The 23,448-nt window shown below is 33.0% G+C and carries 14 protein-coding genes; 10 read left to right on the top strand and 4 right to left on the bottom strand.

All coding sequences use genetic code 11. The annotated features are described in order from the left end of the window. Position 1: 1 nt before the first annotated feature. The 4 genes from KF896_02080 to KF896_02065 all read right to left on the bottom strand — a co-directional run bounded on the left by KF896_02080 (position 2) and on the right by KF896_02065 (position 5,619). On the bottom strand, positions 2-1,171 hold the full coding sequence (locus tag KF896_02080) for a hypothetical protein (protein MBX3042480.1): 1,170 nt from the start codon (positions 1,169-1,171) through the stop codon (positions 2-4). Between the two features lie 103 nt (positions 1,172-1,274). Further along, positions 1,275-2,135, bottom strand: coding sequence for an EamA family transporter (locus KF896_02075; protein MBX3042479.1), 861 nt, complete (start codon positions 2,133-2,135; stop codon positions 1,275-1,277). Further along, positions 2,132-3,253: a glycosyltransferase gene (locus KF896_02070; protein MBX3042478.1), complete on the bottom strand. Its 1,122-nt coding sequence runs from the start codon at positions 3,251-3,253 to the stop codon at positions 2,132-2,134. Before KF896_02070 ends, KF896_02075 begins: the two co-directional genes overlap by 4 nt. Further along, positions 3,253-5,619, bottom strand: coding sequence for a hypothetical protein (locus KF896_02065; protein MBX3042477.1), 2,367 nt, complete (start codon positions 5,617-5,619; stop codon positions 3,253-3,255). The genes KF896_02070 and KF896_02065 overlap by 1 nt, the downstream gene beginning before the upstream one ends. Positions 5,620-5,962: 343 nt before the next feature. On the opposite strand from KF896_02065, the gene KF896_02060 reads away from it, so the two are divergent. From KF896_02060 to KF896_02015, 10 genes are all read left to right on the top strand, one after another. Then, positions 5,963-8,902, top strand: a complete 2,940-nt coding sequence (locus tag KF896_02060) for an insulinase family protein (protein MBX3042476.1) — start codon at positions 5,963-5,965, stop codon at positions 8,900-8,902. Between the two features lie 221 nt (positions 8,903-9,123). Further along, on the top strand, positions 9,124-9,693 hold the full coding sequence (locus KF896_02055) for a LemA family protein (protein ID MBX3042475.1): 570 nt from the start codon (positions 9,124-9,126) through the stop codon (positions 9,691-9,693). A gap of 11 nt (positions 9,694-9,704) precedes the next feature. Beyond that, a complete protein-coding gene (locus KF896_02050) occupies positions 9,705-10,700 on the top strand; it encodes a DUF3137 domain-containing protein (protein ID MBX3042474.1) in 996 nt (331 codons plus the stop codon). A gap of 17 nt (positions 10,701-10,717) precedes the next feature. After that, positions 10,718-11,293: a hypothetical protein gene (locus KF896_02045; GenBank protein ID MBX3042473.1), complete on the top strand. Its 576-nt coding sequence runs from the start codon at positions 10,718-10,720 to the stop codon at positions 11,291-11,293. Between the two features lie 118 nt (positions 11,294-11,411). After that, positions 11,412-15,881 (top strand): PAS domain S-box protein, encoded by a 4,470-nt coding sequence (locus tag KF896_02040; GenBank protein MBX3042472.1) that lies wholly within the window; start codon positions 11,412-11,414, stop codon positions 15,879-15,881. Between the two features lie 11 nt (positions 15,882-15,892). Then, entirely contained in the window at positions 15,893-18,046 is a 2,154-nt protein-coding gene (locus tag KF896_02035; protein ID MBX3042471.1) for a response regulator, read from the top strand. Between the two features lie 3 nt (positions 18,047-18,049). After that, positions 18,050-19,237, top strand: a complete 1,188-nt coding sequence (locus KF896_02030) for an HDOD domain-containing protein (GenBank protein ID MBX3042470.1) — start codon at positions 18,050-18,052, stop codon at positions 19,235-19,237. A gap of 1 nt (position 19,238) precedes the next feature. After that, on the top strand, positions 19,239-20,387 hold the full coding sequence (locus KF896_02025) for a response regulator (GenBank protein MBX3042469.1): 1,149 nt from the start codon (positions 19,239-19,241) through the stop codon (positions 20,385-20,387). A 14-nt stretch (positions 20,388-20,401) separates the two neighbouring features. Further along, positions 20,402-21,148: a hypothetical protein gene (locus tag KF896_02020; GenBank protein MBX3042468.1), complete on the top strand. Its 747-nt coding sequence runs from the start codon at positions 20,402-20,404 to the stop codon at positions 21,146-21,148. 72 nt (positions 21,149-21,220) lie between these two features. Further along, the gene (locus tag KF896_02015; protein ID MBX3042467.1) at positions 21,221-23,308 is read left to right on the top strand and encodes a T9SS type A sorting domain-containing protein; all 2,088 of its coding nucleotides are present in this window, start codon (positions 21,221-21,223) and stop codon (positions 23,306-23,308) included. Positions 23,309-23,448: the final 140 nt, after the last annotated feature.

Raw genomic sequence — 23,448 nt, 5'->3', positions numbered from 1 at the left:
ATTAATCAATGTTTTTCAATTCTTCAAGTATATCTGAGAACTTTCCAAGATAACTGTCAAGATTAGTATCGTTATCTTCTATATCGCGAGTTGGTAACTCAGATATAATATTTTTAAAGGCAATTAAATCGTTATCAAACTCTGTTTCATCAAATTTCACCGTTGGATTGTCAATTTCAATATCATGATTTAAATTATGGTTAACATTCTCATTATCAAGAAAATCAACTATTTGAAAATCATTGTTAATATCAGCCGGGTGATTGGTAATATCCTCAATTTCATCAACTAGTTCATTTACTGCTTCACTTTCATTAATATTCTCGGAAAAATTGAAATCTTCTAATTCAATATTTCTAGATTCCTCACTCGAATCTTCTATTAATTCACCATGTTCGAAACCAATATCTATCTCAGAAACATTATTCTCAATAATGCCTACAAGTAAAGATTTATCAAACGAAGCTAATTGTTGATTGTTTTCTTCGAGTAAATCAACCAATCCGTATATTTCCAAATCATCGAAGAATATCATTAGAGATAAATTAATAAGTTCTCTTGCGTCCAACTCTAAAAACAATTCGTACACATCATCAGCAAAATCAACGATACCTTCAGCATCAAGATTAGCTAAATGCTTTTGCAGAGCTGTTTTTAAAGATTTTTCAAAAGCCGGCTTGTGTATAAAATCAATTTTATTTCTATTGAGAACTTCTGCAATGATTTCTTTAGAAAGATTGACTATTTCATTGTGACCTGAGAAATAACTAATTTTATGATTAGCTTCTATCGCTGAAATAGTTAGATTCTCAGAGAAAATGAATGAAACAATAGTTGTTATTGGTCTGATGATATAATTAAATCTCAAATCAACTGCAGTGCCAAGCATCTGAGAAACTTGTTCTTTACTGATTTCGGAATATAATATTTGATAATTGCTCAAGGCAGCTTCTGCATCGGCATTTGTAAGTAAATTATTAGGATAATAATCAGTCGATGATAATAGAGCCAAATTCTGAAAATTCTGATAATTTGCTATTGCTCTGAAATAATTATAGTAAAAATTATCATCTGAGAAAATTTCTGACAAGCTGACAAAATTAATATTAGAAATCTCCTCAGAAATTTCACTTATGCGGTCATACTCATACTTAATTTGATGTTCGAACATAATATTTTTCAAATTTGTTTGTGATTAGATTACTAAATTATACAATTTTTACAAACCAGCAAAATAATAATTTAAAAGATTGTATTATAACTATTTTATTTACTTAACCTTTTTGTGTAAGAATAACTCCGGCAATAATCATAATTCCTCCAATAATAAAATATTCAGTAACATGAGTACCAAAAATTAGAAATGCAAGTATTGCTGTAAGAACGGGTTGGAAATTATTAAATACTGCAAGTTTAGATGCCTCAATTTTCTTTAATGCGTAAAACCATAGAGCATATCCAAGCCCCGAAGTTATTGCTCCAAGATATAAAAGTTGCCCCCAATTAAGTATTGTAATATGACTTATATCCAAATTGCCACCAAATGTGAAAAATACCGGTATAAAAAAGAAAGCACCTGATGCCATAGCCAAGGCAGTAGAATAAATTGCTCCGTATTTTCTAGTAAAATTTCTTCCTATTATAGTATAGAGTCCCCAAGAAAAGCTTGCCATTAATGCGAAAATATCGCCTTTCATAGTTTCTGAGCTGAAATTAAATCCTTTCTCTGAAAGTAATACAATAGCACCTGATACAGCTATGGCTATACCTACAATTTTCAAAAATGTTACCTTCTCTTTAAGAAAGATTGCAGCGACAATAAACACAAAAACCGGAGTCAAAGCATAAGCAAGCGAAACATTTGGTGCCGTTGTATGAGAAATTCCAACGAGAAAGAAGTATTGATTGAGTGGTATATTTAATATCCCCAAAAGTGCTACCAGCCACCAGTCACGTGGCTCAATTCTTTTCCAGCTACTTCTTCTGATTGCAAGATAAGCAAAATAAACAGAAGTTGCAATCAACGCTCTGAAAAGAAGTATCAGCACAGGTTCGAGCTCGTTAGTAACTCCCTTTGCAACTATATGGGTTGATGAAGAGATAAGCTGCTGAAGAAATATTATGAAATTCATCATAATTTGTTAAAAATCTCCTTAATCACAGGTAGTTGATTTTGATAATTGAATTTTTTTGAAGCTTCGAGGGCAGAGCCTGACATAATTTGATAATTAGCAGGCAATGATATTTCAATGATATTTTGCTGCAATTTTGAGATATTAATTGGATAATCAATCAATTTTGTGAAATTATATTTTATTGAAACATCAGAAATTGCAGGAAGATTTGTAGAAATAGAAGGCAGACCCGCCATACAATATTCAAACAGTTTATTTGGCAAAGCCAGTTTATACGATAAAGAGATTGGCTCGAAGAGTGCAAGCCCAATATCAGCAGATGAAGTCCATTTGTGGAGCTCTTTATATGGAACAAATGATTTGAAAAATACTTTATTTTGAAGATTTAATTCTAAGACCAATTTCTCAAAATAATTTTTCATTTCATCTCCCTGCCCCATTATTACAAGAGCACATTGCTCTAAACCCTCAATAGCTCTTATGGCAGGCTCGATACCTCTGCCTTTCATTATCATACCCTGATAGATTAAAATTCTAGTTGTATCATCAATCAGAAACTCTTGCCTTAATAAATTTGATTTAACAGGAGGTTGGTATTCAGGGACATTCATAATCAAATGGAATCTGATTTTTTTAGGGAACAATCCTTTTAAATACTCAGCATCGAGCTTGCCTGAAACAATAACTGAGTCAACTTTGTGGATATAATATTTCTCTAAATAAGTAAAGAATTTTTGTTTTAGTGGCTGGTCAAATGTGTTACCAATAGCTGAGAAAATTTCTCTTGAATCATATATCAGTTTTGCAGAGCTTCTGCCAGCCAAATAGCTCGCTAAAGGCAATGAATAAAGTTCGGCTGCAACATAATAATCAGAAATTATCTTAAAATTCTTTCCGGCAGAATAAAAAATATACATCTTTTTAAGTAGCCTCTCCCCTTTTTCGATATCAACAGTTAACAGCTCAAAACAATATTTATAACTAAGATTATCTTTTAAACACAAAACTGCAACTTTCTTTCCCATATTAACAAGAGAAATGGCAAGGTTTAGAGAGCGAGCATCATTACTAATATAATTTAGACAAACTATACAAACATCAAATTTTAAACCAGACATTATTTGAATACCGTAAATTTTTCGGTGAGAATTTCTCCATAAATTTCTATTGCAATGACGTATAAACCTGATAATAATTCACTTGTATTAATAAATATTTCGCCATTAATATAGCCTGCTTGATTTTTTGAAGAAAGTATTCTATGACCGGCGTATACTTGATTTCCTATACTATTAAATATTCTGATATTCATATTATCTGCAACATTGTCATTATTTGAAGATGAGAACTGCACTTTAACTAATTCATTGGCAGGATTGGGCACAGCATTACCTAAACCAAATGAGAATGATTGTCCTGCAAAACTGTTTAATTCAAATATTAGCGGCACCTCGCATTTAGTTAAATCTTCAAATCCTTCATTTATTCCAAATCCCAATAATTCAATAAGTCTATCGGTGCAAACATCTGCTAAAATCAGAGAGTCCAGATTTTCTCCCAATCTGCCAGGCGAGAAACAAACCTTCAGCATTACAGTTTCGCCCGAGGGAATCATAATTGGAAACTGACTCTGAGGAGTAGAAAATGCAATATTCTTGAAAATATAAACATCTTCAAGAGTATAAGTGCGATTGCCTGAGTTGGTTATCCGGAGCATACGACAGTTTAATTGGCTGTAATATGCAGAGTCTAAACTAAAATACTTTTCATCAGTCAGGGTAAATTCAAGTATATCGGTTTCATTTCGAACTGTGATAATTACAATATCAGATAAACCGACACATCCATATTCATTTTCAACCATCACATAATAAGTACCTGATTCATCTGCCCAATATTCACGATTGATTGATACCACATCATTGGAACCTGACTTAAACCACATATAATTTGAATAAATTTCCGAAGTGAAAAGAAGCACAGAATCGCCAATACAGAAATTCTTTCTGCCAATATTCAATATTTCAGGTTCAGGGTTAGGTCGAAACATAACTTCAAACGAATCATTTATTTCACATCCATTTGAATCAATAAGTTTGATAGAATAAACACCTGATTCTGTTATTTCAATTTCACTTTCATTGCTTCCGTCGAACCATTCATAATACTGAAAATCACCTTTAAGGGATAAAATCGCAGATTCTCCCTTGCAGGGCTGACCTCCTGAACTTAAAAGAAATTCCGGTACTGTCCTTTGATAAAATTGTATGTTCACCGCTTCTGACATACCATCGTAACAAATCGAATCTATAAATCCCCTTACGAAATAATTACCGGGCTTGGTTACTAAAACACTTCTTGTAGTCTGCCCGCTTGACCAAATATATGCATCATAGCCTTCAGATGCAACAAGCTCAATTGTATCACCTTCACAAATTGAGAAACCCTTTTCTGATGTGATTTTGGGCGGGTCTGCATTTGGTATGTAAAATTCATAAACTCCACTACCAACCACCCATCCGGTTGTATCATCTATAAACCATATATCATCCATAGTTGCTCCTGGCTCAATACCGCAATTCCTTGGCACCCACGTTTTTCCTCCATCGCTTGTATAAATTACAGTTTGATTAAACCCTACTCCCCATCCTCTGTCCTTGTCATGTAAAAATGAGCCGAACATTGGAGCTCCTGTATTAAACTGAGACCAGGTTCTGCCTTCATCATGAGTAATTCTCACTCCACCGACACTGGTAACCGTACTGCCAAAACAACCTTCAGAATAAGGTATCAAAAATGTATTGTCAACCCGCGTAATTTCCTCATGCCAATCCATTCCACCGGTATTTGAAATTGGAAGCCAGCTCCTACCGCCGTTGTTACTTTTCCATAAAGTACCACTGCCAACAGCATAAGCCAAACCATTCTCCTCATACAAAATAGCATCTGACATTTTACTTCCGGGATGATTGTAAATTACGGAAGTCCATGTTTGACCGCCATTTACTGTACGCCAGAAATATTGTGAACTGCCACAACCTCCACCAATCACCAAACCTATGTCTTCAGTAAGAAAATATGTCCCCCATAAGTCGGTTACATTTGCTGGAGTGATATCAAACCACGTAGCCCCACCATCTGTTGTCTTGTAAATAACTCCAAACCCTGTAATTAAATCAGGTCCGGATGTATAACCAACTAACTCTGTCTTGAAATGAATACTTTCAAGCTGAACTTCACGGGGCATACCAATTTGATTAAATATCCGACTGCCAAACCAACTTATGCCGCCATCTGTTGTTCGTAATGTTTTACCTTCATATCCACAAATCCAGCCTAATTGCGGATTGTCTGGCAGGAAAAAAACATCGAGATAAATTACATTCTGATATTCTCTTGGCATATTGGTGTTTTTTTTCCAATTTGCATTTGTTAAAGAGAATCCAAAAACAAACAATAATATATAAAAAATGAACTTTGACATAAGAATTTTTGCTTATTTAAATATTCAATAACGAATTAAACAATAATAATTTATGAAGAAATTATATCATTATTATTTTAATTGCAGAGTAGTATTTAAATTACAATATAAGTGAATTAATATACAATAGATTATGAAATAAATGAACATAAGAATCATTATGTAGCAGGAATAGCAACAATATGTATAGATTACACTTCATAAATGTAATTAGTTGGATAGTATAAGAAAAACATCTTAATTAAGTTGAATATTTTATGATTTTGTCCAAAAAATTTGCCGAAAGTGAGTTATTTTTCATATTTTTGAATAATCATTTTTTCAATTTTTTGGATTTATAATTATGAAAAATTATAAGTTATTAGTAGCAATACTAATTGTCTTGTTATCCATTTCGTCGCTCCTCGAAATCAACGCACAATTTGTAACGAAAACCGCTCTTGACAATGCCGGTTATCAGTATGAATATGTAGAAAATGACCCAATGAAAGCACGCATTTATACTCTTGATAATGGTCTGAAAGTATTTTTGAGACAAAATCGCGACGAACCAAGAATGCAGACATTTATTGCCGTTAAAGCCGGCTCAACTTATGACCCAAAAGAAACTACAGGACTTGCTCATTACCTTGAGCACATGATGTTTAAAGGTTCCCAGAAAATTGCAACTTCAGACTGGGAAAAAGAAAGCAAGTATTTACAGGAATTATCAGATTTGTTCGAAAAGCACAAAGCTACTGACAATCCGGAAGAAAAGAAGAAAATTTATGCAATTATTGACAGCGTTTCCCAGCTCGCCTCAAAATTTGCTGTTCCAAGTGAATATGACAAAATGGTTAGCAGTATTGGCGCCAAAGGTACAAATGCCTATACAAGCACTGAGCGTACAGTTTATATTAATGATATTCCTTCAAATGAGTTTGAAAAATGGCTTAAACTTGAAAGCGAAAGATTCAGCTCACTTGTATTAAGGTTATTCCATACAGAGCTTGAAACTGTTTATGAAGAGTTCAATATGTATCAGGATGAAGACTGGTCACGTGCCTCTGAGGCATTGGATGCTGCACTATTCAAATTCCATCCTTACGGAACTCAGACTGTAATTGGTAAAGCCGAGCATTTGAAAAACCCTTCTATGGTTAATATTCACAATTATTTTAATACTTATTATGTTCCAAATAATATGGCAGTAAGTATTTCCGGAGATTTGGATTTTGAACCAACTATTCAGTTAATTGACAAGTATTTCGGAAAAATGAAAAAAGGTAATGTGCCAAAATTCAACTCACCGGTTGAGGAGCCAATTAGCTCACCGGTTACAGTTGAGGTTTTGGGACCAAATCCTGAATTTGTTAACGTCGCATTCAGAACAGGCGGCTATAGTACAGAAGACAGATATATGACGACAATGGTGGATTATATTCTGAATAATTCCAAAGCCGGTCTGATTGACTTAAATCTTGTTAAAAGCCAGAAAGTGCAATCTGCATATTCAAGTGCATCAACAATGATTTACTACGGTACGCACACTCTCGGTGGTGAACCACGAGAAGGTCAGACGCTTGAAGAAGTGAAAGATTTACTTTTAGCCCAAATTGACAAGGTGAAGAAAGGTGAATTTGAAGATTGGCTCATTCAGGCAATTATCAATGAATTTAAGCTGAATCGCATACGAATGGAGGAATCTAACGGTGTCGCACACGCATTTGTGAATGTTTTTGCACATAATTCCAATTGGGAAGATTATTGCAGTAATATTTCAAAAATGGAAAAAATTACTAAACAAGATGTGATTGATTTTGCAAACAAAACTTATAAAGACAACTATGTTGTTCTGTATAAGAGAATCGGAAAAGACGAAAGCAAAGTAAAAGTGGACAAACCCAAAATCACTGCTATTGAAATGAATCGCGATAACTCTTCAAAATTTTATGAAGATTTTGTAAAAATTCAGCCACCATCATTGAAACCGGTATTTGTAAGTTTCAAAGATTCAATCGGAGTAAAGAAATTAAGCAATGGAATTGAACTGAAATTTATCAAAAATCATGTAAATAATTTATTCTCATTTTATTTCATACTTGATATGGGTAAAATGAATAATCTGAAACTCCCTCACGCTGTTAATTATCTGCCATACTTGGGAACAGATAAATTCACTCCTGAAGATTTAAGTAAAGAATTTTACAAATTGGGTATAAATTATGGCGTTATGTCCGGAGATGACAGAAGCTACGTTTATATTTCCGGTCTTGAGGAAAACTTTGAAAAAGGCATCGGGCTTTTGGAACACCTTCTCAGTAATGCCAAGCCGGACAAAGAAATTTATGAAAAATATGTTGAGTCAATTTTGAAAGACAGAGCAAATGCTAAAATTGACAAGGGATCAATTCTTTGGGGTGCAATGATGAATTATGGCATTTATGGAGATATGTCACCATTTACTTACCGCCTGACTGAACAGGAAATGAAAGCAATTGACCCCAAGGAACTTACCGATATAATAAAGGATCTTACAAATTATAAACACTATGGATTTTACTACGGAAAAGATGCTGATAATGCCGCTAAACTTGTGGAGAAATACCATAAAATTCCAACTAATCTGAAAGACTATCCAAAGCCATTGAAATTCAATGAAATAGCGCATCAGAAAAATGTAGTATATGTAGTTGATTATGATATGGTTCAGTCAAATATTCTTCTTGTTACCAAAGACCGGGCATTTGATAGGAATATTCTTCCTGAAGCACGCTTGTTCAGTGAATTTTACGGCTCAGGTCTTTCGTCAATAGTATTTCAGGAAATTCGTGAAGCAAGAGGACTTGCATATTCTGCATTTGCTTCATATACAGTACCAGCGAAAGCAGCTGACCCACATTTAATCTATGGATTTGTAGGCACTCAGCCGGATAAAATCAAAATTGCCACCGATGCTTTGGTTGAGCTTCTCAACAAAGTTCCAAATGCAGAGCAACAATATGAGCAGTCAAAAGTTGGATTAAAGAAGAAAATCGAAACAGAGAGAATTACAAAATCATCAATTTTCTGGAGCTATCTGTCCAATTATGACCGCGGAATTGACTACGACAGCAGAAAAGATATTTACGAAAGAGTTGATAAAATTTCATTAAAAGATTTTGAAAAATTCTTCGATGAAAGAGTAAAAGGCAAAAAGTTCGCTTTTCTAATAATTGCTGACAAGAAGAATCTTGATTATGAAATTTTAAGTCAGTTAGGTGAAATCAAAGAATTGACATTAGAAGAAATTTTCAAGTATTGATATTATAGAAATAATTAATGAACAAAGTCCTCAATCAGATTGGGGACTTTTTTTATTATATTTGAACATAAAACAGCAATATGACAGCTAACGTGTAAATTTTCTATGAACTTTTCAAAAAACTAATATAAAACCTAAGTATTTATTGAATATAATTGCTTGAAAAAAGTAAAATTTAATATATTTGTAAGATGTTTAATATATTTTTTGGAGAATAAAATATGAGCACTGAATTACTAATAATTATTGCTGTTGCAGTGGTTTTGTTTTTGATTGTTATTTCAATGTATAATGGCTTAATAAATAAGCGAAATCAGGTTGAAAATATCTTCGGTTCTATGGATGCGATGCTTAAGAAAAGATATGACCTAATACCAAATCTTGTTGCATCAGTAAGCCAGTACATGAAACATGAAGCAGATGTTCTTACCAAAGTAACTGAACTTCGTAGCAGGGCATTATCACCTGATTTGACAAGTGATGAAAAAGTTGCTGTGAATAATGAAATCAGTAAAGCACTTACAGGAATAAATATAGCAGTTGAAAATTATCCTGACCTCAAAGCGAGCCAGAATTTCGTACAGCTTCAAGGATCTCTGAATGAAGTTGAAGAGCAGATTTCCGCAGCCAGACGTGCATTTAATGCGGCTGTGACTGATTTCAACAATTCGGTCGAGATGTTCCCAAGCAATATTATGGCTTCCATTATGGGGTTGAAACGCAAGAATGTTTTTGTAATTTCTGAAGTTGAAAGACAGAATGTTGATGTTTCAGGTTTGTTTAACAAATAAAGCATGATAAAATGAAAACTTATGAAGAGTTTTCCCACTTTTGTGCCGGAAAGCTTAACGCAGACCTCGAACTAATGCAGACTGAGCGAAGTGCAGTTGTTCGCAGGCTTTTAATTCTCAGATTAATACTGGGATTAATGATTCTGGGCATATTGGGCATAATGTTTCTTGCAGAAATGTTGACTGAAAGCATTGAAGAAAATACCTTTCTACTTGTTATAAGTGTTTTAATTGCGATAAGCTATCTGATGATAATGATATTTATTTTCATGAAACAGAAAAAGGTCAGAGCAGATTTTGTTATTAAATTTAAGAATAAGATAATCAGTTCGATAGTTAAATTTTTTGATGTCAGCCTGTCATACTATCCTGAGAAATTTATACCATTAAATGAATTTGCCTCAAGCGGTTTGATTGACCGTAGAATAGAAAGATATTACGGCGATGATTATGTTGAAGGAAAAATTGGACAGACTGCTTTTAGATTCTCAGAAGTTCACGCATTCGTCGAAGAAGGCTCTGATGATAAAAAGCGGTATGTTGAAGTATTCGGCGGAATATTTTTTATAGGTGACTTTAATAAAAATTTCAAAGGAAGAACCTATGTTTTACCGGATAAAATTGAGAAAACTTTTGGTAGATTTGCGAAATTTTTTCAATCTCTTTCAAAATCCCGAGGTCAGCTTGTTAAACTTGAAGATATAGAATTTGAGAAAGAATTTGCTGTATATTCTGATGACCAAATCGAAGCAAGATATATTTTATCAACAAGTCTGATGCAGAGAATTTTGGAATTCAAAAGAAAAGCCGGCTCCGACATTATGATGGCTTTCAAAGAATCTTGCATTTATATGGCTATACCGATTAAAGGCAACTTATTCGAACCGAAAATATTCGGTAAATTAGTATCAGAAGATACTTTGAGAAAGTATTATGCAGATTTGAATATCGCCATTTCCTCGATTGAAGATTTGAATCTCAATCTTAGAATCTGGAGTAAAGAATAAACAGACTTTTGAATGCTATGAATCATTTATATAATATTTTTATTATTGTTTTTATTATTTCGAGTAGTGGTCTCATTGCCGAAACTATATTGATTAATGGCTCCAAAAAGTCTATTAACTTAAAACAAATAAACAATACTGATTATATCCAAATAAATGAACTTGCAAAACTGCTGGATGTAAATGCTCTTTGTAATGATAATAATATTAAATACAATAATGAGAGCCTGAAATTTGCTTTGGGCTCTTTTTTTGTTGTTTACGAAAATGATGATTTGCTTCGGGTTGCTCAGATGAATTTGCCTGTTATAGAGTTGAATTATCAGACTTTTATACCTTTTAATTCATTCATTAATTCTATGCAAGGCATTGGTCTTCTCGAATATAAATACTCCGATAAAACTCTAATTATTAGTTCAAATATTGTTAAATCAAAAAAACATAATCCTGACAGAGTAATAAATGATAAAAGTAATATGAGCATTAAAAATGATTCTGAAGTGATGAAATCCAAACAATCGGAAAAACCCAAGGTATCAGATTCAATTAAAGAGAATAGTAATTATATTATACCTAAAAGATTGAAAAAGTAAAATAATATTCATTTTTGAATATTGAGATGCAATTTTTTTCTTAATTTTTGCTTTACTTAACTATCTTTTTATTATATTGTATAATTTTAAATTATACAATATAAAAGAGAAAACAATTATGACTTTCTTGTCAAATAATAAGAATGCTTTATCATTAGCAATAGTATTGATTTTTATAATATTAATTATTGCAGTTACATCTTTTCATCAAATATATACCGCTTCCATAGAAACTACTAAGAAATCTCTTACAAATTTGGTATTGCACGAGAAAGACTTCATTGATAATTTGAATTCATTAAATTTTCCACCGGATTCAATCAAATCTATTTATATAAATACAAAACGGAATTTTTCAACATCAGACTTATTAACTGAATTAGTTATTGCTGTATTTGAAAACGATTCAGCAGAATATATAGTAAGAGCAGACCTTGACAGATTTGAATCTATGAAATTACCTGTTGATAAAATAATAGCTGCCCCTATGAAAAAAGCATTTTTCAGAGAAACAGGAACTATTATAGGAAAAGATTATTCCAATCGCGATGTAATTTCAGCTTACACATATTCTAACATCCCTAATTGGGGAATAGTTGCTAAGATTGACTTGGATGAATTACGTAAACCATACATAAATGCCGGATTGATATCATTTTTACTATCAGTATTTTTAATATCAATTGCATTATATTTATATTCAAGAATAACTAATCCTCTTATTGAATCTGAAAAGCATAACCGAGAATTTCTTAATGCTATATTTGATAGATCTTCAGACGCAATATTGGTTTTAGATTCAAAATGCACAATAGTTGACTTTAATAAATTATTCCTTTCCAAATTGAACTATACCAAAGAGTCTCTATCAGGCAAGCCGATTGAACTTTTTATTAAAGATGATAAGAAAATATGTTTGACCTATGGACTTTTTAATATAACTTTCCTTGCAGCGGAAGGTAAAGAAGTAGAGTTTGAATGTGTATCAAGCGAAATAAATATTAACAAGAAACAATTCATAATTTTAAACTTAAGGGATTTGACTCTTATTAAAGATATCAGAGCAAAGCTGCAAAATAAGGAAGTCGAATTCAAATCCTACTTCGAAAACAGTATGGACGCTGTAATGATAACTTCAACTGACGGGAGTATAATTTCCGTTAATCCGGCTGCCTGTCAGATCTTCAAAATGAGTGAAAATGAAATTATCAGTAAATGTATAAGCGATTTAATTGATAAAAAAGACCTTCGAACGGCTGACTATTTTGAGGAAAGGAGAAGACAAAGAAAAGCATTTGGCGAACTGCGATTTGTAAAAAGTGATGGTACAATCTTTGATGCTGAAGTCTCATCAGCAGTGTATTTTGATTCAAATAACAATGAAAGAACAAATTTAATAATACATGACATTACAAACAGAATAGAATTATTAAAACTACTGACTGAAAGTGAATACAAATTCAGATCGGCTTTAAGTAATTCTCATGTAACTGTTTTCAGTCAGGATGAAAGCTTGAAATATACCTGGATATACAACCCACCCGTGTTTTTCCGTGTATCAGATATAATTGGTAAAACGGATTTTGAATTATTGAAATACAAAGATGCAAAAAAACTGATAGGTTTCAAACAAAATGTTTTAAAAAATGGAATTTCTCAAAAAGATATTTTCAGATTAAATTTTGGAGATAATGACTATTATTTCGAGATTACCGCTATACCTCGTAAAGATAATTCAAACCGGATTGTTGGTATATTCTGTACAGCAGTTGATATTACCGGTTTGAAATTATCAGAAATACGATTGGAAGAGAGCGAAGGTAGATTCAGAGCATTGCTTGAGTCCTCAAATAGTCTGATTTGGGAAACCGACAGAGATGGAGTTTATACATTTATAAGTCCTCATGTAGAAAGATTTCTCGGCTATCAATGTGACTATGTTTTAGGCAAGTCTCCCTTTTATTTTTCTCCTGAAAGTGATCGGGAATCAAATATTAAAGATTCAGAAATAATTGTTAAAACTCAAAAACCATTTTATAATTATATGAACAGGATGTTGCATTCCAATGGTAAAATTATTATATGTGAAACAAGTGGTGTACCAATTTTCGACCAAGAATCTATTCTAATTGGCTACAGAGGATTAACAACGGATGTAACAGAAAGAGAGGAAGCTGTTGAAAAATTGATTGAAAGTGAAAGCCGCTTTAGAAGTATGTTTCATAACAGCCTTTCCGTAATGTTTGTAATTGACCCAGAAAATGGGCAAATTGTTGATGTAAATAATGCAGCTGTTGATTTCTATGGCTGGAGCAGAGATGAAATGCTAAGTATGAATATTGCTGAAATAAACACTTTAAGCTTGGAGGAAGTAAAGTCGGCAATGGATAAAGCCAAAGCACAATCACAGGTTTACTTTGAATTTAAGCATAAAAAGGCAAATGGAACAATATCGGATGTTGAAGTATTCACCAGTAAAGTTGTTTATAAAGATAAAATAGTTTTACATTCAATAATTCATGATATTAGTTTGAGGAAAAAAGCCGAGAAGAATTTAAAATTAAATTCTGACAGATTAGAAAGTTTGGTTAATATATATAATTACAAGTCGAACAATGTTCAGGATTTATTGGACTATGCTTTAAATGAAGCAATCAGTATCACTTCAAGCAAAATTGGCTATATATATTTTTATGATGAATCAAAACAAGAATTCATTCTCAATTCCTGGTCCAAAGAAGTAATGAATGAATGCAGAGTTGTAAATCCGCAAACCTGCTATGAATTAGATAAAACAGGAATTTGGGGCGAAGCCGTCAGGCAGGGTAAAGATATAATAATGAATGATTTTCAGGCTTATGATGCACTGAAAAAAGGGTATCCTGAAGGACATGTAAAACTTGAAAAATATCTCACCATACCGATATTTGACAACAATGAAATAGTGGCTGTAGTTGGAGTTGCAAATAAAGACAACAATTATGATGAAACAGATATACTTCAGCTCAAACTTTTGATGAACAGCGTTTGGAGAATTGTTAAAAGGCAGGAAGCTGAAGAGAAAACAAAACTTCTTACACGGGCAGTAGAGCAAAGTCCGGTTAGTATTACTATTACTTCATCTGATGGAGCTATTCAATATATCAATCCGGTTGGTGTATTAAATTCCGGTTATGATGAAAGTGAGTTAATTGGAAATAATCCAAGAATTTTAAAATCAGGAAATCACAGCAAAGAATTTTATAAAGCACTTTGGCAAACTATTAAATCAGGCAATGATTGGAATGGTGAAATTTACAATAGAAGAAAAAATGGGACATATTATTGGGTTAAGTGTTTGATATCGCCTATTTTTAATGATAACAATGAAATCATTCATTATATTGCTGTAAAAGAGGACATTACTGAGAAAAAAGAACGTATCGAAGAAATAATAAAAGCAAAAGAAAAAGCTGAAGAAAGCGATAGGCTGAAAACATACTTTCTAGGAAATCTCAGCCATGAACTTAGAACACCGATGAATGGCATACTTGGTTTTTCAAAATTACTTAAAGATTCAGACAGTCTCGAAGATGTAGCGGAAATATCAGGTATTATTAATATTAGTGCAGCACGACTATTAGATACTATGAACAATCTGATAGAGCTTTCAAGACTGGAAGCCGGTGATTTTGAGCTGAAAAATGAATTGATTATGCCTGCCTCTGAAGTAAATGATGCAATTTCAAAGAACTATACCGAGGCAAAATCTAAAGGTATTGAAATTTTATTTGATAATCAAGTATATGTCTTTGAATGTGAGATTATTGCTGTTGCATTTAGAAATATATGCAATAATCTTGTCAGCAATGCAGTGAAATTTACGAATGAAGGAAGTGTTCAGATAACTCTAAGTATTACAAAAGAAACAAATTATGATACATTGATTCTGGAAGTAAAGGATACAGGCATTGGCATTAATGAATCACAAATGGAAAATATATTTGTTCGTTTTCGTCAGGGAGATGAAGGATTAAGCAGGGGCTATGAAGGATTGGGTCTCGGACTGGCGCTAACCAAAAAATATGTTGATATTCTTAACGGATATATATTTGTTGAAAGCAGAGTCAATTTCGGCAGCACATTTAAAGTCATAATTCCGATTATCGATAAAAGTAAAAACAATTATGATGACTTGAAGATAATTGAACATTTTAATAAAAATATCAAAAAAATGAGTAACAAAAAAAGTCTGCTCCTTGTTGAAGATAACAGTATAACAATCAAATTGGTTGAACAATTGTTGCAGCACTCAATAAATGTTGTATCTGCAATTAATCGTGAAGATGCTATCCTTCAAGTCAAAAATCACAAATTTGATATAATTCTAATGGATATTCATTTGGGTGGTTCCATGGATGGATTTGAAATTGCTTCGGAAATCAGACAAATTAATGAATATTCAACCATACCAATCATTGCACTTACAGCTTTTTCAAATGATGGAGAAAATAAGAGAAAAATTGATGCTTTAATGAATGGTTGTATAACCAAGCCATTTTCTAAAAAGGATTTACTTGACTCAATCAGAAAATTTACAGAAATATAAAAAGAAATCATATGAACGCACCTAAAATATTAATTGTGGATGATCAGGACATTAATTTAATTCTAATCAAAAAAAATTTGAAAGAATTAGAACTGGATATTATTGCCGCAACCTCAGGTTATGAAGCTATCGAAATACTGAAGAGTGTAAGTGATATTGAATTGATATTAATGGACATTCACATGAGTGGCTTGAATGGCTTTGAAACAGTCAAAATAATAAAAGAAAACGTGCAATTGGCAGATATTCCTGTTATATTTGTAACTGCCTACTATGACCAAGCTGATTATATTAAGCAAGGTTATAACTTAGGAGCTTATGATTATATTATAAAGCCATTCGATAAAAATACTCTGATTGGTAAAGTCCGGTTATACTTATCCCTCGTCCGGGAACAAAAGATTAACAAGGTTCAATCAGCTAAACTAAAGGATATGAACCGTTCATTGAATATTCTCAATGAATGTAATACAGCACTTGTATATGCAGAAAGCGAAAATGAAATATTTAATGCCTTTACTTCAATAATTGTGGATAAAGCAGGTTATCCGCTTGTCTGGATTGGAAAGCTGATTGATAGTGAAGAAAACAAAGTTAAAATTAAGTTAATATCTTACACATCTAAAGAACCTATTGGAACTTCTACATTGTCAAACTCACTTTCAGAACCTTTTGAATGTATTTGCATAAATTCTTCTGTAGCCGATAAAGATAACCTCTCAATATCGGAATGTATGAAGAAGTGCGATATATCAAAAAATTTCCGGAAATATTCAAATCACAGAATTCTTACTATGAGATTTGGTAAACATCATTTTTCTCAGTTTGTTATAAATATATATGTACCTGATGATAATATTCTCAGTGAAAACGAAATGGAGCTTCTAAACTCAATATCTCAAAGTTTAGTTTATGGACAGTCTGCATTATCTGACAAATTTGACAGAAAAAAATATCAACAGGAATTATTCAGGGAAAAAGAGGAATTGAGCACAACCTTAAATAGCATTACTGACGGTGTGATATTTTTTCAGCCCAATGGAAAAATTATGTATTTCAATAACGCTGCTACCGAAATACTTGAAATTAAGCCAGACTCATTTAAGGAATTATTGATATTCGATTTATTTGAAGTTGAGGGAGAATCAGGATTATTCAATCCGATTGATATGATTCAAAATTCAGATACAGGAGATATAAAGTTTCAGATAAATATTTTATCTAAGTCAGGTAAGAAACTCATATTGTCAGGCAAAATGGCAGAGATTAAATCAAATGACAAATATTTATCCGGAATAACTATGTTTTTTCAGGATATAACAGAGCAAACCCGACTTTCCAATGAGCTTTCGCTTGCCCAAAAAATGGAATCGGTAGGAAGGCTTGCATCAGGCATAGCACACGAAATCAATACTCCACTTCAATTTATCGGTGATAATAATTACTTTCTAAATGATGCTTCTGAATCCTTAACTAAGTATTTAAATCATGTTGACAATGAATTAAAAAAATTGAAAACCACTGACATTTGCAAGGTTTTAATAAGTAATATTCAGGAAATTAAAAACGATTTGAACATAGAATTTCTTTTAAGTGAAATCAAAAATGCTGTAAAAAGCAATCTCGATGGAATCCAAAGGGTTTCAAAAATTGTAATGGCTATGAAAAATTTTGCACACCCATCGGAAAAGCAAAAAATACTTTCAGATATCAATAACGCAATTGAGACTACTGCAGTTATATCAAATAATGAATGGAAATACGACTGCGATTTAGTCCTCGAACTTGAACCGGAACTTCCACATATTTATGCTGTCTTTGATGAAATTAATCAAGTACTTTTAAATATGATTATTAATTCAGTACATGCTATACAGGAAAAAGAAAAATCGTTAGAAACCGGAAAAAAAGGGCGAATATCAATAAGGACAAGTAGTGATGAAGATTTTGTAAAGATAGAGATAACAGATTCGGGTACAGGAATTTCCAAAGAAAATATCACTAAAATATTTGACCCATTTTTCACTACTAAACCTGTTGGTAAAGGTACAGGTCAGGGTCTGCCAATTGTTCATGATATAATCGTAAACAAACACAAAGGAAGACTTAGCGTTGAATCCGAATTCGGTGAATTTACTAAATTTACTCTACAATTACCGAGGTAATTTATGTCACTAAGAATATTATTTGTTGATGATGATCAGGATGTTATTAATGGATACCGTCGAATTTATTACAAATTTAAAAGTGAATGGGATATGTTTTTTGCTTTAAGCGGAAGACAAGCAATTGAAATCATTAATAAAGAGAAAATCAATGTCATAGTATCGGATATGCGTATGCCCGGTATGGATGGTGACGAACTTTTGAAGGAAATTCAGAAAACACATCCGCAGATACTCAGGATAATCCTTTCAGGTCATCAGGATGAAATAAAAATTATAAGGAGTCTAAGTTCGGCTCATCAATTTTTAATTAAACCATGTACACCCGAGGATTTAAAAGCTGCTATCGTAAACGCTTATGCGTTGAGAAATCTGTTAGAAGATAAAAAAGTAATTAATTTGATAAACGGGCTTGGTAAAGTACCCTCCCTTCCTGACATTTACATAAAACTGGAAAATGAACTAAATAAACCTGATGTTTCTTTTCAAAATATTGAAGAAATAATTCTGAAAGACCCTGCAATTACTGCGAAAATATTACAGGTTGTTAACTCAGGTTTTTTCGGTATTCCAAGGAAAATTTCAAATCTAATGGATGCGCTAAATCTTCTTGGTACAAATCTGGTAAAGTCCATAATTTTATATCTTGAAACTTTTTCAGATAATCATTTTGATGATAAGGCAGCAAAATTTATAAACGAGATTGGTAAACACAGCCTTAGAGTTGCTGAAATCACCAGAATAATATGTAAAAAAGAACATATTCCAAAAACAATTTCCGATGATATTTTCATTTGTGGAATTCTGCATGATATAGGCAAATTGATTCTGATTAATTTTGAAAACTATATCGAAGCGATTGACCATAAAAGTAATTCATCACTCAGCATAAGTCAAGCCGAAACTGAGCTTTTTGGGTATAATCACAGCGGTGTTGGTGCTTATCTCTTGGGAATTTGGGGATTGCATAAGGATATCATTCAGGCTGTGGCTTTTCATCATAATCCTGATGATTTAATCTACCATAAAGATTGTATGATAGATATACTACATATAGCAAATGGACTTGCGTATTATAAATTTAAGGATTTTGATATTGATAAAATTGATTTTGATAAGGAATATGTTCTTAGTAAATATTCTGAAGGAAAAATTAGAAAATGGTGGTTAGACATTAATTTGGAAAGTTGAAATGAAAAAACGAAGCAAAATACTGTTAGTTGATGATGAACCGGATGTCTTATTGGCTTATCAAAGGAATTTATTTAAATTATACAATGTTTCAATTGCCGGTTCTGGTGATGAAGCAATTAGAATCATTGAAGATGAAGGACCATTTTCTGTTATTCTAAGTGATTTCAATATGCCTGGCATGAATGGAATTAATCTGCTTACTCAAGTAAAGGAAATAAGCCCTGATTCATCGAGACTAATAATTACAGGTTACGCCGATGTTAATGTTGCAATTAAATCTGTCAACGATGGAAAAGTATTCAGATTCCTTACTAAGCCTATATCCATGGATAACTTGATTGAAGTAATTAACTCTGCTGATGAGCAATACCGACTTGTTACAGCCGAGAAAGAATTGCTTGACAAGACATTGAAAGGAAGTATCAAAATTCTGATTGACCTCATAAGTATAACTAAACCCGAGATATTTGCATTATCCAATCAATTCAGAATTACTGCCAAAAGACTCTCTAAATTTTTAAAAGGGATAAATCCGTGGGAAGTCGAAATTGCTGCTTTGTTGTCTGAAATAGGTGCAATTTTGATTCCTGGTGCTGATAAAATTGAGAATGATTCATATACGGTTTCTAAATCAGACTCCCATAATAATGATGAACTTAATAGAATTCCTCAACTTTCAGCAGATATACTGAAAAATATTCCAAGACTCGAGGAAATTGCTAATGCTATAAAATATCAAAATTACGAGTACACTTATAAGAAGGGGCTGAATCAGGAGTTCTACAAGAATGATATTCCAATAATTTCCAGAATAATTAAAATTGTCAAAGATTATACACTAAATAGTAAAAAATCAGGCAACTCTGACTATGCGTATAATCAATTACTTATAAATAAAAGTGCTTACGACCCGGAAATACTCAGCAAAATGGTAGATGTAATTGTTGCTGAAAGTAAAATTAAAAAGACTACTGTCAACATTTGTAATTTAGTTCCCGGTATGGTAACTGCCGAAAACATTGAAAGTGATACCGGACTGGTGCTGATCTCCAAAGATCGGGAACTTAGCGAAGTAACAATTGAGAAACTTAACATGCTATCAAAAAGGCTTACTATCGTTGAACCTATTTTTATTGTCAGTGAATAAAAGGATTTATTTAAATGAAAACATCTTATGTTATTCTCGTATTATTTTTGATTTCAAATCTGAATTTAATCTCAGAAACAAATAGTATTGAGTTCAGCAAATCTGATTTACCTGTTCAAAATACGGTATTTACGGAATTGGGAGCTGAGGTGACTGATGGTGATGTAATTTTATATTTTTCTCCAGCTACTTCGATTGCACTGAATAATCCGTCTTATAAATTAGACTCAGCCAATATAAAAATTGGTTCGACACGTGGAATATTGAAATGGAAACCTTTTGACGGCTTAACTATGGTTGGTCAGGTATTTGGTTCTGTCATCGGCACTGCATTTGGTACTCTTGCTTCCCTGGGAATAATCGCTGTGTTGGACAGGGGATTTGGTATGGATTATTATTCAGGTGAACAAGGACTTTTAGGAATAGTATTAGGGTTTTTAGGAGGTGTTGCAATTGGCTCACCTACGGGTATTTGGATTGCCGGAAAAGCTTTTGGAGGCAATGGAAGTTACGGTTTGACTTTGCTTAGTGGTATTATAGGTACCGGAATATGGATAGGAACTGGTTTGGGTGCTTATAATTTCAATTTGCCGGTTTTAGCTCTAACAAATATGGTATTACCAATTATAGTATATCATTCTACAGCAAGTCCTGTTTATAACAAGTCCAGCCAATCTGTTGACCTTAATATAAACTGTACAAGCTATAGTTTGATGCCAATAAATATAACAAGAATGGAAATATTAAAAATAAACTTCTGAAATATTATGATATATCACTTTTTTTTCTTATTTTTGTAATAATGTATTTTATTAATAATTCTTAATTTTAAAATGAAAAAGTTTATAGCAATTATTGGGCTATTCACAGCCTTACAAATTAGTTTACTTTCAAAGGAAACTTCGGAAGAAGTTCAGTTCAACCAGTATTATGATGCAATTCCAAATGTAAGTTCCTGCACTCCCGGAATTCTTAAACAAAGTGTCATCGAAGAAGTTCTTGATAAAGTCAATCATATTCGTAGTCTTCATAAACTAAAACCGGTTTCTTATGAAATGGCAGGTCAGCAGATGTCAATGGAAGGTTGCCTCAATATGGTGGCAAGCGGTCAGGGGGGGCATATTGATAATCCATCAACACCATGCTACACGCCGGGTGGTGGCGAAGCACGTATGAAATCAAATATTGAATACGGCGGTGGTGCTTCAACTCCAATTAATTCAATAATAGGTTGGCTTATTGATGATCACAATGCTGATAAAGAGCGTGAATATATGGTTGGTCACCGACGTGCCATACTTAATCCATTTTTGACTAAGTTTTCTTTCGGCAGAGCTGACGGGACTCCTGTTTCTGGTGGATTCTTCTCATCATCACTGTTTCTTTATCAGGATTTCACTAACGGCAATCATAACGGTGGAGAGCTTGATTACATTGCTTATCCTTATGAATATTATCCTCCAAGTTATGTAAATAAATCTTTCTATTTATCATTTAATGCTATTAGTAATCCATCAAATTTATGGGCAAACCAGAATGTTACTTATGCAAATACTTCAGTAACAATGACTGACGAAAATGGAAATACTGTTAATGTCCATTCAGTTAAAAATGATAATGAAGGATGGGGAAGTTATCCAAACAACCTAAGCTGGAAAGCAGATGGTTTGGTTGATAATGTAAGATATAACGTTTCAATCAAAAATGTTTCAGTAAACGGATCTCCAAGAGATTATTCTTATTGGTTCAAGCTTACCAATATCAATCATACACAGCCACCAACGGCACCTACTCTGGAAGTACCTGCAAATTTAGCTACTGGAGTAAGATTAAGTAATGCTTTCAAATGGTCTTTAACTCAAAATACGAGCAGGTATCACCTCCAGGCAGCTGAAGACGCAGCCTTTACAAAGATAGTAATCAACAAGGAAGGATTATCAACTAATGGTTATGTACCAAACGAACTTGATTACGAGTCAACTTATTACTGGAGAGTTGCATCATCAAACGACGCAGGCAAATCACCATGGTCGCAGGTATTTTCATTCACTACTACCTCACCTACACCAGACAGACCGTATCTTGCAGGTCCTGCAAATAATGCCGTAACAAACACTACTACTCCTACCCTATTCTGGACATCCGTACCCGGTGCTGAAACATATTCTTTACAGGTTTCGAGAGATGACACTTTCGAAGGGTTTGCTGTGAGATACACAAAATCAAATCTTACTGATACCTTCGATGTTATTCCGGTTGCAAGACTAAATAATGAAACTGATTACTGGTGGAGAGTAAAATCAGTAAATGCAGGTGGAGAAAGTACTTATACTCCAAGCTGGAAATTCAATACAGGCATACCACTTCCGGCACCAACTCTCACAGGACCTTCTGATGGTATAGAAACTAATCTCACTCCTACACTCACATGGAATGTCGTTCCGGGTGCCACCAGTTATAATATTCAATTAGCAGAGAGAATAGGTTTTGACCATGGTTTGATTGTAAATGAAACGAAATGGGAAGACGTTAACTTCACTGTTCCAAGCGGCTTGCTGACTGATGGCAAGACTTACTACTGGAAAGTCAGGGCTAATTCAAGTTCAGGCTCAGGTCCTTTCTCAGACCCTTTGAGCTTTGTTGCCAAAGACGGCACAAGTGTATCCGACTTGACATTAGACTCTGATTTGAGAGTATTTCCAAATCCTACAAATGGTAATTTTAATATTATACTCAATAATTCCGAGATAATCAATTCAGTAATTATCCGCGATGCATTAGGTAATGAAATTCTTAGAATGAATGATGTAAAGGATAATAATCTTAATATTAACCTCAAACAAGCATCAACAGGAATTTATTTCATTACTGTATTTACAGATTCAAAAGCGTATTCTGCCAAAGTATCAATTTTGAGATAATAATGCAATTTTAAATTCAAATAGGGCTGTCTTATCTGGCAGCCTTATTGTAAAGAGAACTCTTAATTGAGACATGTCCAGATATGGAATTGACGTTTCGCATCTGCCCGCAGGCGTGTAATTTATTCTGATTGGCGATA

It is taken from the genome of Ignavibacteriota bacterium (genome assembly GCA_019637995.1).
In the GTDB taxonomy this organism is placed as follows: Bacteria; Bacteroidota; Ignavibacteria; order Kapaibacteriales; family UBA2268; genus JANJTB01.
Note: the sequence above shows the minus strand (reverse complement) of the source record. Positions and strands in the feature narration are given on the sequence as shown.